The sequence below is a fragment of the Novosphingobium terrae genome (genome assembly GCF_017163935.1).
Taxonomy (GTDB): domain Bacteria; phylum Pseudomonadota; class Alphaproteobacteria; order Sphingomonadales; family Sphingomonadaceae; genus Novosphingobium; species Novosphingobium terrae.
In genome coordinates, this window is sequence record NZ_JABVZR010000002.1 from 2,463,358 (window position 1) to 2,476,083 (window position 12,726).

Annotated in this window: 12 protein-coding genes; 6 read left to right on the forward strand and 6 right to left on the reverse strand. The window is 64.0% G+C overall.

The annotated features are described in order from the left end of the window. The first annotated feature begins 268 nt into the window (after nucleotides 1-268). Nucleotides 269-937 (forward strand): FadR/GntR family transcriptional regulator, encoded by a 669-nt coding sequence (locus HGK27_RS28660; RefSeq protein WP_241127566.1) that lies wholly within the window; start codon nucleotides 269-271, stop codon nucleotides 935-937. Nucleotides 938-985: 48 nt separating this feature from the next. Here the strand turns inward: HGK27_RS28660 and HGK27_RS28665 are convergent, their stop codons facing one another. The 3 genes from HGK27_RS28665 to HGK27_RS28675 all read right to left on the reverse strand — a co-directional run bounded on the left by HGK27_RS28665 (nucleotide 986) and on the right by HGK27_RS28675 (nucleotide 4,346). Further along, the gene (locus HGK27_RS28665; RefSeq protein WP_206244198.1) at nucleotides 986-2,092 is read right to left on the reverse strand and encodes a cellulase family glycosylhydrolase; all 1,107 of its coding nucleotides are present in this window, start codon (nucleotides 2,090-2,092) and stop codon (nucleotides 986-988) included. 28 nt (nucleotides 2,093-2,120) lie between these two features. Beyond that, nucleotides 2,121-3,254 (reverse strand): aldose epimerase family protein, encoded by a 1,134-nt coding sequence (locus HGK27_RS28670; protein ID WP_206244199.1) that lies wholly within the window; start codon nucleotides 3,252-3,254, stop codon nucleotides 2,121-2,123. 159 nt (nucleotides 3,255-3,413) lie between these two features. Further along, nucleotides 3,414-4,346: a Gfo/Idh/MocA family protein gene (locus HGK27_RS28675; RefSeq protein WP_241127567.1), complete on the reverse strand. Its 933-nt coding sequence runs from the start codon at nucleotides 4,344-4,346 to the stop codon at nucleotides 3,414-3,416. A 120-nt stretch (nucleotides 4,347-4,466) separates the two neighbouring features. On the opposite strand from HGK27_RS28675, the gene HGK27_RS28680 reads away from it, so the two are divergent. The 5 genes from HGK27_RS28680 (at nucleotide 4,467) to HGK27_RS28700 (ending at nucleotide 10,297) form a co-directional block, all read left to right on the forward strand. Then, on the forward strand, nucleotides 4,467-6,269 hold the full coding sequence (locus HGK27_RS28680) for an IlvD/Edd family dehydratase (RefSeq protein ID WP_206244201.1): 1,803 nt from the start codon (nucleotides 4,467-4,469) through the stop codon (nucleotides 6,267-6,269). Then, the gene (locus HGK27_RS28685; protein WP_322099061.1) at nucleotides 6,256-7,137 is read left to right on the forward strand and encodes an SMP-30/gluconolactonase/LRE family protein; all 882 of its coding nucleotides are present in this window, start codon (nucleotides 6,256-6,258) and stop codon (nucleotides 7,135-7,137) included. Before HGK27_RS28680 ends, HGK27_RS28685 begins: the two co-directional genes overlap by 14 nt. Nucleotides 7,138-7,210: 73 nt before the next feature. Next, the gene (locus HGK27_RS28690; RefSeq protein ID WP_206244202.1) at nucleotides 7,211-8,788 is read left to right on the forward strand and encodes a sodium/sugar symporter; all 1,578 of its coding nucleotides are present in this window, start codon (nucleotides 7,211-7,213) and stop codon (nucleotides 8,786-8,788) included. Between the two features lies 1 nt (nucleotide 8,789). Continuing rightward, complete coding sequence (locus tag HGK27_RS28695; protein WP_206244203.1) at nucleotides 8,790-9,668, forward strand: 2-dehydro-3-deoxygalactonokinase; 879 nt, start codon at nucleotides 8,790-8,792, stop codon at nucleotides 9,666-9,668. After that, nucleotides 9,665-10,297, forward strand: coding sequence for a 2-dehydro-3-deoxy-6-phosphogalactonate aldolase (locus tag HGK27_RS28700; protein WP_206244204.1), 633 nt, complete (start codon nucleotides 9,665-9,667; stop codon nucleotides 10,295-10,297). The genes HGK27_RS28695 and HGK27_RS28700 overlap by 4 nt, the downstream gene beginning before the upstream one ends. 33 nt (nucleotides 10,298-10,330) lie before the next feature. Here the strand turns inward: HGK27_RS28700 and HGK27_RS28705 are convergent, their stop codons facing one another. Genes HGK27_RS28705 through HGK27_RS28715 form a run of 3 tightly spaced genes read right to left on the reverse strand, consistent with a single transcriptional unit; the run spans nucleotide 10,331 to nucleotide 12,627 of the window. After that, nucleotides 10,331-11,050 carry an SDR family oxidoreductase gene (locus HGK27_RS28705; protein WP_206244205.1) on the reverse strand — a complete coding sequence of 240 codons (720 nt, stop codon included), beginning with the start codon at nucleotides 11,048-11,050 and terminating at the stop codon, nucleotides 10,331-10,333. Next, nucleotides 11,047-12,015 (reverse strand): quinone oxidoreductase family protein, encoded by a 969-nt coding sequence (locus HGK27_RS28710; RefSeq protein ID WP_206244206.1) that lies wholly within the window; start codon nucleotides 12,013-12,015, stop codon nucleotides 11,047-11,049. The genes HGK27_RS28705 and HGK27_RS28710 overlap by 4 nt, the downstream gene beginning before the upstream one ends. Nucleotides 12,016-12,060: 45 nt before the next feature. Then, complete coding sequence (locus tag HGK27_RS28715; RefSeq protein WP_206244207.1) at nucleotides 12,061-12,627, reverse strand: TetR/AcrR family transcriptional regulator; 567 nt, start codon at nucleotides 12,625-12,627, stop codon at nucleotides 12,061-12,063. Between the last annotated feature and the right edge of the window lie 99 nt (nucleotides 12,628-12,726).

Genomic DNA, 12,726 nt, shown 5'->3' on the forward strand with positions numbered 1-12,726 from the left:
TCGCCATTGCATTTATCTTATATAATGGGCATAGCATGGAACGCAGAAGGCGCAAGTCATTTGTAGGATAAAAAGGCGATCAGCAGACAAAATTTGTTCATGGTGGCTTTTGAGTGTCACCTTGCTGTAAGGACGATGGCCTGAATTGCTGCCAAACAACGGCTGCAAAGGGTTGCATTGATCATATGATTGAGTGAAGGTCCAGAATATGGACATTGGCGGGGTGGTTGTGGAACAATCTCATTTGGGAAAAAATCTGACATATAGCATGCTCGATGCGCTGGGCCGGGCGATTGTCACGGGTGAGTTCACCGGCAAGACCTTCCCGACCGAGGCAGAACTGGCCCAGACCTATGCTGTCAGCCGCTCGGTCACGCGTGAGGCGGTCAAGATGCTGACCACCAAGGGCCTGCTCAGCGCCCGTCCCCGGCAAGGCACGATCATCCAGCCTGAGGCCGGGTGGAACCTGTTCGATCCCGATGTGCTGCGCTGGCTACTGGAGCGTAAGTTCTCGATCAATCTCCTGCGCCATTTCAATGAATTGCGTGTCTCGATCGAGCCAGCCGCCGCCGAGCTGGCTGCCCGTAAAGGCACGCCCGAAGGCCTCGCCATGATCGAGGCTGGCTACCAGCGCATGGTGGCGGCCGAGGCCGGTCAGGACGATCCGCTCGATGCCGATATTGCTTTCCATGTCGCGGTGCTGTGCGCGGCGGGCAATCCGTTTTACGCCCAGTTCCGCGATGTGGTGGAAACCGCGCTGCGCACCTCGATCCGCTTTACCAACCGCTTCAAGGGGCGCACCGCCAGCCTGCCGGCGCATCGCGCGGTGAAGGTTGCCATTGAAGCGCGGGACAGCGCCGGCGCTCATACGGCGATGAGCATGATCCTGCGCGAGGTGATGCTGCTGATCGCCGATGCCGAACGGCAGGAAAATTGACAGCCAGGTAACCCCACCTTTTCTCGCAAAAAGGTGGGGTAAAAGGGCTTATTCCGCCGTCATTCTGGTGATCAGATCGACCTCGGCCTGGCGGTACGGCGTGCCATCGGTGTGCAGCACATCGTGGAACCACAGGGTTGGCGTCTGCAGCACATAGGGGCGCTGCCAGCTGTCCCACGGCAGGCGGGTCTGCTCCTTGCCGTCGACAAAGCCCCAGTTGATCATGCCGATCTTGTGCTTCTTGCCCAGCGGCAGTGAGCCGTCGAAGGTCGAACCCGCGCCGCGCGCCATATATTCGGTGCAGATGATCGGGCGGCCATAGGCCTCCAGCTTGGTCATCCGTAGCTCCATGGTTTCAGGCCAGCTGTAATCGTGGAAGGTGATGACGTCGGATTCGTTGAGCTGTACGTCCTCGATCGGGCGGTGCTTGTCGCCCGGCGCCCAATCGGTGCCCTGCCACACGCCGCTGGTCAGCGGCTGGGCCGGATTGGCCGAACGCGCCCATTGGAACACGCTGGGCAGCAATTGTGTGACAAGCTGCGCCTTGTTGGCAGGCTGTCCGGCATATTGATCGGCACCATTGTCGGGCTCGTTCCACACGTCCCAGCCCAGAATGCGGTCATCCTTGGCGAAAGCGCCGACCACGCCCTTCACATAGGCCTCAAGACGTGGATATTGCTTGGGGTCCTGCAGTGCTGCGGCGCCCGGCGCCTGCACCCAGCCCGAATTGTGGACACCGGGGATCGGCGGATGCTGCGGCCCCATCTTGGGATCGGGGTCCCAGCAGCTGTCGAACAGCACGAAGAGCGGCTTGATGCCATGCTTGTGGGCAATGGTCAGAAAGGTGTCGATGCGCTTGGCAAAGCCCTTGGGGTCTTTCTCCCACAGCTGGTCATGCAGGAAGACGCGCATGGTGTTCATGCCCATCTTCTGCGCCCAACCCAGCTCCAGATCGATGCGCGCGGGATCGAAGGTCTCGGGCTGCCACATCTCGAACTGGTTGATGGCATTGGCGGGCAGGTAATTGGCGCCGACGAGCCAGCGCTGGGGGCCATACCAGGCCTTGGCCTGCTCGGGGGTCCAGCGGTCGCGGGCGGCGGCGGGCGTGGCAAAGGCCACCGTGCCCGCAAGCACGGCGAGAAGCAGTTTCTTCATTGCATCACTCCAGGATTATATTTTGATGTCAGCGCTTTGTGGAGAAACGATAGATGATGTGGTTGGCATAGGTCTGGCCCGGATCGAGCCGCACCGAGCCGAATTCCGGGCGGTTGGGCGTGTCGGGGAACATCTGCGGCTCCAGCACGATGGCATCGCCCTCGCGGTAGATATGGCCCGCCTTACCGGTGATCGTGCCGTCGAGGAAATTGCCCGAATAGAACTGGATGCCGGGCTGATCGGAGAGCACCTCCATCACCCGGCCCGAGAGCGGATCTTCCACCCGCGCCATGGTCTGCATGGCGGCGGGCTTGGCGCGGCTGACCACCCAATTGTGATCGTAACCCCGACCGAAACGGATCTGCTCGTCGCGCCCGTCGCGCACGCGCAGGCCGATCGCGGTAGGCGTGCGGAAATCGAAGACCGTGCCGGCCACCGGGCGGAATTCGCCGGTGGGAATGGCGGTGGCATCGGTGGGGGAATAGGTCGTGGCGGGGATCATCATCAGATGCCCCATCGCACCTGCCACCGAGCCTTCGCCATTGAGGTTCCAATAGGTGTGGTTGGAGAGGTTGACCACGGTCGGCGCGTCGGTGGTGGCGCCGTAATCGACCGCGAAATTGCCATTGTCGTCAAGGCTGTAGGTGGTTGTGGCCGTCAGCGTGCCGGGATAGCCCTGATCGCCGTTGGGGCTGACATAGCGCAGCGTGACGCTGGGTTTGGCGCCGCCTTTGGCTGACACCACGGACCACACGACCTTGTCGAAGCCTTTCGTACCGCCATGCAGCGCATTGGGGCCGTCATTGACCGGGGTCTGGTACTGCTTGCCGTCAAGCGTGAACTGGCCCTTGGCGATACGGTTGGCGACGCGCCCCACCGTGGCGCCGAAATAGTTGGGCTTGGCGATGTAGCCGGCCAGATCGTCGTAACCCAGCGCCACATCGGCCTTCTTGCCATTGCGGTCGGGCACGATCAGCGCCTGCACGGTGGCGCCCAGAGTCAGGATGGTGGCGGTGATGCCCTTGCCATTGTCGAGGGTAATCGCCTCGACCGCGGTGCCATCGGGCATGGTGCCAAAAGGCTTGCGCTGCATATCGCCAGCCTGAGCCTGGCTGGCCATCACGATCGCCAGGGCGATGCCGGACCCGATTGTCTTACGCATAATGGCTTTCCTCTTCCTCTGCGGCGCTGGCCCGCCGTTTCATGTAATATTGTACGATAAATAGAAGTTTGCCGGCGGATGCAACCGGGGAATGCCATGGAGCTGCCCGCAATCTCTCAATATGTGGGAAAAGTGTGATTGCGGGCCGGTTTTTGGTGCCTAGAATTCGAAGGAGGCGACGCGCCGCTGCTTCCCAAGCATAAAGGCATCGGCCACCAGCGTGAGCGGCGCCAGATCGACGTCGACGGCGGAGTCGCGCACCAGTTCGGCAAAGCGGGCGTAGAGGCGGGGGTATTCTGCGTCGGGGTGGTCAGGTTGGGCGGCGGCGTCGATCAGCATTTTGCTGCCGCCATCGCGGATCAGCAGCGTGCCGTCAGTGGTTTCGATGGCGATTTCCCACGTCTGCGGGCCGGTCTGCAGAAAGTCGAATTCGGCGGTGATTGGCGCACCGCAGGCATGGCGCATGGTCAGGCTGGCGGCGATGGGGGCTTCGCGATTCTCCGGGATGTCGAGCGCGGCGCCCTCCATCGCGATGGCGCCGGGCATGATCCGCGTCAGGATCGACAGAGCGTTGATTCCCGGATCGAAAACGCCGAAACCGCCAGCGGCGAAGATCCATTCCTGACCCGGATGCCAGCGACGCACATCCTCACGCCACGCGATTCGCACGTCTTTTAGCGTGCGCCCGGAGAGCCAGTCGCGAGCGGCATCGACATGCCCGGCCTCACGCGAGTGCCACGTGGCGAACAGAGCGCGCTGCGCCTTCCGGGCGTCGGCCACCAGCAATTGCGCCTGAGACAGTGCTACGGCAGGGGGCTTTTCCAGCATCACATGCAGGCCTGCCTCCAGTGCCTCACGCGCGATAAGTGTGCGCACTTCAGGTGGGGTGCAAAGGCTGACGGCCTGCACATCCAGTCCTGCCGCCAGCAGCGATGCCAGATCGGGAAAGCCCGGGATGCCGTCCACACGGCTGGAAGGGCTGACGGTGGCGACAAGCTCGAAAGCCGGATTGGCGGCGATGGCGGGGATATGCTGATCGCGGGCGATCTTGCCGATTCCCACGAGTGCCAACCGGATTGGTGTGTTGTTCACGTGACGTTCCTCTTCCATGTCGGTTTTATATGATATATGCGCTTTGTCAGGTCAATGAGCTTGGTGAGCTGCCTCACTGCGTGGAGCAGGGCAGGCCGCCAACGACAAAGCGGATCGAGGATGATTGTGACGGAAGCTAAGGCCCCTAAAGAATTGCGTTCCCGCGCCTGGTTCAACAATCCGGACTCGCCCGACATGACGGCGCTCTATCTGGAGCGCTATCTGAACTATGGCCTCTCCATTGAGGAGCTGCAGTCCGACCGCCCGATCATCGGCATCGCCCAGACCGGCAGCGACCTGTCGCCCTGCAACCGCCACCACCTCGTGCTGGCTGAGCGTGTGAAGGACGGCATTCGCGAGGCGGGCGGCATCCCCATCGAATTTCCGATCCATCCGATCCAGGAAACCGGCAAGCGCCCAACCGCAGGCATCGACCGCAATCTGGCCTATCTCAGCCTAAGCGAAGTGCTGTTCGGCTATCCCATCGACGGCGTGGTGCTCACCATCGGCTGCGACAAGACCACGCCCGCCTGTCTGATGGCGGCGGCCACGGTCAATCTGCCCGCGATTGCGCTCTCGGTTGGGCCGATGCTCAACGGCTGGCATCAGGGCAAGCGCACCGGCAGCGGCACCATCGTGTGGGAAGCACGCCAGATGCTGGCCGCCGGCGAGATCGATTATAAGGGCTTTATCGAGCTGGTGGCCTCTTCCGCCCCCTCGACCGGTTTCTGCAACACGATGGGCACGGCGACCACGATGAACAGCCTGACCGAGGCGCTGGGTATGAGCCTGCCCGGTTCGGCGGCGATCCCCGCGCCGCATCGTGACCGTCAGGAATGCGCCTATCACACCGGCAAACAGATCGTCGAAATGGTCCGCGCTGACCGCAAGCCCAGCGATGTGCTGACACGTGAGGCTTTCCTCAACGCCATCCGCGTCAATTCGGCCATCGGCGGCAGCACCAATGCGCCGATCCATCTGAACGCCATCGCCCGCCATATTGGCGTGGAGCTGTCGCTGGCCGATTGGGAGGAGCATGGCGCCGATGTGCCGCTGCTGGTCAATTTGCAGCCGGCGGGTGAGTATCTGGGCGAGGATTACTTCCGCGCCGGTGGCGTGCCCGCTGTGATGGGCGAGTTGCAGCGCGCCGGTCTTTTGTATGACAATGCGCTGACGGTGAACGGCCGCAGCGTGGCGGAGAACGTCAACGCCGCGCGGATCAAAGATGAGGATGTGATCCGCCCGCTGGATCGCCCGCTGAAGGCAGCAGCAGGCCTGACCGTGCTGTCGGGCAACCTCTTCGACGCGGCAGTGATGAAGACCAGCGTGATCGGCGAGGGCTTCCGCGAGCGTTATCTTTCGAACCCGAACGATCCCGATGCCTTCGAAGGCAAGGTCGTGGTCTTCGAAGGCCCCGAGGATTACCATCACCGCATCGACGATCCCGCGCTGGAGATCGATGCCCACACCATTCTGGTGATCCGCGGTGCTGGCCCCATCGGCTATCCCGGCGGCGCCGAAGTGGTGAACATGCGCCCGCCTGCTGCGCTGATCCGCGCGGGGGTGGATGCTCTGCCCTGCATCGGTGACGGGCGCCAGTCGGGCACCTCGGGCAGCCCCTCGATCCTCAACGCCAGCCCTGAGGCGGCGGTGGGCGGCGGTCTGTCGCTGCTGCGCACCGGCGATCGCATCCGCATCAGCCTGAAGGATCGCAGCGCCAATCTGCTGGTGAGCGATGCTGAACTGGCCGAACGTCGCGCCGCTCTGGTCGATGAGCCTTACGCCTTCCCCGAAAGCCAGACGCCGTGGCAGGACATCCACCGCCGCGAAACCGGGCAGTTCGCCACGGGCGCGGTGCTGGAAAGCGCGGTCAAATATCAGCGTGTCGCGCAGGTCCACGGCGTGCCGCGTGACAGCCACTGATATGCGGCCGACACTAGCAACGCTGCGCATCGTGGAACGCCCCCGCCGGGATATCCTCGGCGAGGGGCCGGTGTGGTGCCCGCAGGATCAGGCGCTTTATTGGGTCGATATCATCGGGCAAAAGGTCAATCGCCTTGCGCTGGATGATGGTGCCATCAGCGATTGGGATTGCCCCGAGATGATCGGTTGGCTGCTGCCCCGCACGCAAGGCGGCTTTATCGCCGGGCTCAAGAGCGGCTTTCACACGCTGGCCCTCGATCCCTTCGCGCTGGAGCCTATCCATGCGCCCGAACCCGATCGTCCCGGCAACCGCATGAACGATGCCTGTGTCGATGCGCGCGGGCGGATCTGGGCGGGCACGATGCAGATGGACGGGCAGGGGGCAGGTGGCCATCTCTATCGGCTCGAAACCGATCTGTCGGTCAAGCGCGTCGATGAGGGCTATCATATCGCCAATGGCCCCACGATCAGCGGCGACGGCACCACGCTCTATCACACCGATAGCCTGCTGGGCCGCGTCTATCGTTTCGCCATCGGGCCCGATGGCGAACTCGGTCCGCGAGAGACCTTCCTGCAATTCCCGGAAGAATGGGGATCGCCGGACGGCATGTGCTGTGACAGCGCGGGCGGCATCTGGATCGCGCATTGGGGCGCGGGCTGCATCAGCCGCTTCCTGCCCGATGGCACGCGTGAGCGCTTTATCGAGCTACCCGCCAGCCAGATCACCAAATGCGTCTTCGCTGGCAACAATCTGGACCGCATGTTCGTGACCAGCGCCGCCGATGGCGTGGATGAAACCCACGCGGGCTGCCTGTTCGAGGTGGACACCGGCTTCACCGGCCTGCCGCCTCACAGTTTCGCGGGCTGACCGCAACAAGACATAGCGCGCGCAAGGCAGGGCACTGGCCGGAGCCTGCGCGCGGACATGAAGGGAGAAGGGGATGCAACTCTCAAGCCTGGATCTGGCGATGGTGGGGGCCTATGCGGTCTTCATCTTCGTGCTGGCTCAAGTGTTGTCGCGGCGCAAGGCCGGGCATCAGACCGACACCACCGACTATTTTCTGGCCAGCAAGGCTCTGCCATGGTGGGCCATCGGTGCCTCACTGATCGCGGCCAACATTTCGGCCGAGCAGATCGTCGGCATGGCGGGTTCCGGCTATGCCATCGGCCTTGCCATCGCCAGCTATGAATGGATGGCGGCGGCCACCCTGCTGATCGTGGCGAAGTTCTTCCTGCCGATCTTCCTGAAGCATGACATCACCACCATGCCCCAGTTTCTGGAGCAGCGCTTCGGCCCCCGCCTGCGCGCGGTGATGGCGGTGTTCTGGCTGGTGCTCTATGTCTTCGTCAACCTCACCTCGATCATCTGGTTGGGCTCGATTGCCGTGGTGCAGGTGGCGGGCGTCAATCAGGATGTCGCTCTGGCCGGGCTGGGCATTTTCGCGCTGCTCTATCAGATCCGTGGCGGGCTGAAGGCCGTGGCTTTGACCGACATCGTGCAGGTCGCTCTGCTGGTGACGGGCGGCCTGATCATCGCCTGGCTCACGCTGGGCAAGATCGGCGGCGGCGATGTGTTCCATGGCTGGCAGGTGCTGGTGAACAAGGTGCCCGATCACTTCCATATGATCCTGAAATCGGGCGATCCGCATTACCAGGATCTGCCGGGCCTGTCGGTGATTATCGGCGGCATGTGGATCGCCAACATCGCCTATTGGGGCTGCAATCAGTACATCATCCAGCGCGGTCTGGCGGCGAAAAGCCTGCAGGAAGCGCAGCGCGGCATGGTGCTGGCCGGTTTCCTCAAGCTGATCATGCCGGTGATCATCGTGTTGCCGGGCATTGCCGCCGTCCTGCTGGCGCCCGATCTGGGCAAGCCCGATCTGGCCTATCCCACCATGATGCGCATGCTGCCGCCCGGCCTGCTGGGGCTGGTCTTTGCCGCGCTGGTGGCGGCCATTGTCGCCTCCACCGCCAGCAAGATCAACTCGATTGCCACCATCTTCACGCTGGACGTCTATGCCAAATGGTTCGCCCATGGGCAGAAGAGCGAAACCCATCTGGTGCGCGTGGGCCGTATCGCCGCCAGCGTCTCCATCGTGATCGCCATCCTGACGGCACGTCCGCTGCTGGGCAGCCTCGATCAGGCGTTCCAGTATATTCAGGAGTTCTCCGGCTTCGTCACGCCGGGCATCACGGTGATCTTCCTGCTCGGCCTGTTCTGGCCGCGCGCCACTGAGAATGGAGCGCTGATGGGCGCCATCGCCTCGGTGATCCTGAGCATCTTCTTCCGCTTCAGCGGGATCGAGGCGCTGAGCGCGATCCCCTTCATGAACCGCATGCTGATCATCTTTGCCCTGTCGCTGGTGCTGGCGGTGGTGGTGTCGCTGGCGCGTCCGGCGGCGGCGGGGTCGAACCGCATCCGGCTGGATACGGTCGATTTCCGCACCACGAAGGGCTTCAATCTGGCGGCGGTGCTGATTTTGGCCATTCTGGCGGTGCTGTATGGAGTGTGGTGGTAAGATGGCGCAGGGCGCATTTCTGGGTGTCGACTGGGGCACCACCAATCGGCGGGTCTATCGCTTTGCCGAGGATGGCACGATTGAAGCCACCGAGCGTGATGACAGGGGCCTGCTTTCCGTAGCGCCGGGCACCTTCCCGGCTGAAGCAGCAGCGATCCGCGCGCAATTCGGCGATCTGCCGATGCTCTGCGCGGGGATGGTCGGTTCGGCCAAGGGCTGGGCCAATGTGCCTTATGTTTCCTGCCCGGCCGGGACTCAGGCGCTGGCCGAGGGGCTGCACTGGGTCGAGCCGGGGCGCACCGCCATTGTGCCGGGCCTCTCCATCGCGGAGGGGCAGAGCGGCGATGTGATGCGCGGCGAGGAGGTGCAACTGCTGGGCGCGGTGGCCGCCGGTCTGGCGCCTGCCGATGGCCTGCTGTGCCAGCCGGGCACCCATTGCAAATGGGCGCGGATGCGGGGCGAAACTGTCGCCCATTTCTCCACCAGCATGACGGGCGAGATGTTCGCCCTGCTCAAGGCCCATAGCCTGATTGGCAGCTTCCTCTCGGGCGAGGTTGCCGATGGCCCGGCCTTCCGCAGCGGCGTCGCTGATGGGCTGGACAGTCGCCTGCTGCGCCACCTGTTCGGCGTGCGCGCGGCGGCGCTACTTGGCCTTCGAGCCGAGGAAGATTGCGCTGCCTACACCAGCGGCTTGCTGATTGGCAGCGACATCGCCAGCCGCGCGCTGGCCAAGGGCGAGGAGGTCTATGTGCTGGCCGACCCCTATCTGGGCGGGCTCTATGCCGCCGCCATCGAGGAAGCGGGCGGGCGGGCCATTGCGGTCGACAGCCATGCCAGCTTCGCCGCCGGAATTTTGCAGATCTGGAAGGAATGCGCATGACCATCACCGCCGATTTCACCGAAGCCATGACCCGCTGCCCGTTGGTGGCCATTCTGCGCGGCGTGCGCCCCGATGAGATCATCGACATTGCCGACGGGCTGGTCGAGGCCGGTTTCACCATGATCGAGGTGCCGCTCAATTCCCCTGAGCCGCTCGATTCCATCGGGCTGATCGCTAGGCGTTATGACCGCCATGTGCTGGTGGGCGCGGGCACGATGCTGAGCGTGGATGATGTCGGCAATGTCACCGAGCGCGGCGGGCGCCTGATGGTTTCGCCCAACAGCAATCCTGCGGTGATCAGCGCGGCGGTGGCGGCGGGCATGGCCGCGCTGCCGGGCTATTTCACCCCCACCGAGGCTTTCGCGGCTTTGGAAGCAGGCGCCCACGGGTTGAAGCTGTTCCCTGCCGAGGGCGCGAGCCCCGCCGTGCTGAAGGCGCAGCGCGCCGTGCTGCCCAAGAATGTGCCGGTGCTGGCCGTGGGCGGCGTCAGTGTCGAGAACCTTGGCGCGTGGATGGCGGCGGGGGCTGCCGGGGCGGGGCTGGGCGGCTCGCTCTACAAGCCCGGCGATCAGGCCTCGATCGTCAAGGCCCGAGCGACCGCTTTTGTCGAGGCTCTGCGCGCGGTTTAACACAGTCGTGATCAGGGGCCGCGCAGCCCCTGATCACAGCACATATCCGCCATCGATGGTCAGGCTGGCACCGGTCATATAGCCCGCTTCCTCGCGCGCCAGATAGGAAACGAGTCCCGCAATCTCATCGGGCTGCCCCATGCGTTGCAGGGGGATGACCTCCTTCCGGCGATTGACCATGGAGGCTGTCATATCCGTCTCGGTGGGGCCGGGCTGGATGTTGTTGACCGTGATTCCGCGCGGCGCGAGATCGAGCGCCGCGCCCTTCACCATCGCGGCCACCGCTGCCTTGGTCATGGCATAGACGCTGCTGCCGCGCGACCCGGTGCGGATCGCCGTGTTGCTGCCGATGGTGACGACCCGCCCGCCATCACGCATGCGCGCCACAGAAGCCTGGATCGCCAGAAAGACGCCGCGCACATTCACCGCCAGCATCCGGTCCAGATCTTCCAGCGGGACGTTTTCGACCGAACCTTGCCGGAGCAGCCCGGCATTGATCACCGCCATATCGAGCAGCCCCATCTGGCAAGCAGCCTCCTCCACCGCCGCGGTGATGGCTTTGGGATCGGCGCTGTCCGCGCGGAGGGGCAGCGCCTTGCGGCCCATGCTGCGGATGTCGACGGCGACGGTTTCGGCGCTGACCGGGCGGGAAACATAGGTCAGGGCCACGTTGCAACCGTCGCGGGCCAGACGCCGGGCGATGGCCGCGCCGATCCCGCGCGATCCGCCGAAGACAAGGGCGGTGCGGCTCACGGGATCAGCAGCAGTTTGCCGGTGCTGGCGCGGCTGGCCATGGCGGCATGGGCTCTGGCGGCATCCGCCAGAGCATAATCGCCGCCGAAGGTGATGCTCAGCCTGCCTTGCGCGATCCAGTCGAAGAGGCGGGCGGCATGTTGGCGCAGGAGGGCGGGGGTGGGGATATGGTCGAAGAAGGTGGCGTAGCCGATCTTGATGCTGCGGGGCAGGCTCATGATGTCCAACGCGCCCGGGCCGCCCAGCACCGGCCCATACCAGCAGAAGGTGCCTGCGCGGCGCAGTATATCGAGCGAGCCTTGAAAGGTCGTAGGCCCCGAACCGTCATAGACGACATCCACGCCTCGGCCCTCGGTCAGACGCAGGGCCTCTTGAGCGAAATTGCCGTCCCGATCGACGATCACATGGTCGGCGCCTGCCGCCCTAGCCACAGCCACCTTGTCTTGCGAGGAGGCCCGTCCGATCACGCTGCCGCCGCGCAGCTTGACGATCTGCGTGAGCAGCAGCCCGACACCGCCCGCCGCCGCATGGACAAAGGCGATATCGCCCGGCTGCACGGGGTAGAAGTCGCTGGCGAAATGGCTGGCGGTCAGGCCCTGCATCATCACGGCGGCGGCGGTGCGGTCATCCACGGCATCGGGAATGGGCACCAGCCCATGGGCCGGGATCGCCGCCTTTTGCGCATAGCTGCCGGGGTGGTAGATCCATGCAACGCGCTGGCCGATCTGGAAATCTTCCACCCCATCGCCTAGCGCCAGCACATGGCCAGCGCCCTCGACGCCCAGAATTTTGGGATTGGCGTGCTCGGTCCAGGCCATGCCCTGCCTCACACCGATATCCATGAAATTGACGCCCGCCGCCTTGATCCCGACCAGCACCTCGCCGGGCCCCGGCACGGGATCGGGGCGATCGATGAAGGCCATCACCTCCGTGCCGCCGATATCGTTCATCACCACTGCTTTCACCGTTTGATCCTTTCTTGAACAATCATTCCAATATTGGGTAAATCCTTAGCCCAGCGCTCTCAGGGCAAGACGCCCCAAGGCGTGAAGCTGCTCTGGCCCGGCGCCGCCGCGTGCCGCGATGCGGATGCCTGCGATGCTGCTGTTGAGGAAGGCGGCGCCGTCCTCCGGAGTGATGTCTGGCGAAACCTGCCTTGCGGCTTGCGCCTCGCTCAGCGCTGCAGCCATGCCGCTGGTCAGCATGCGCCCCGCCGCCTCCCGGGCCTTGAGCAGATCGTCATGCTCCTGCCCGAATTCGCAGATCGAACTCACCCCCAGACAGGGGCGGTGCGCCTGTTCCACCACGCGGTCGATCAGGCGGCGCAGGCCGTCCCACGCCGTCGGGCCGGTGCGCAAGGCTTCGAGATGGGCCTGCACCTCCAGCATGGAGTAACGGCCCACCGCCGCCACATAGAGCCGCCATTTGTCCCCGAACGTGTCGTACAGGCTTTGGCGGCCGATCTTCATGCCCTCGGTCAGCATGCCTGCGGAGGTGCCCGCGAAGCCATGCGCGCGAAACACCTCGATGGCGGCATCGAGTGCAACGTCTGAATCGAATTCCTTGGGTCTTGCCATGGGGTGAAGATGGAGATTGTGGAACGATCAGTCAAGATCGCACTTTGCGAATTTATTTGGCCTCGCAGCAAACCGCCGCTGGATGGCTCGGATGCGGAG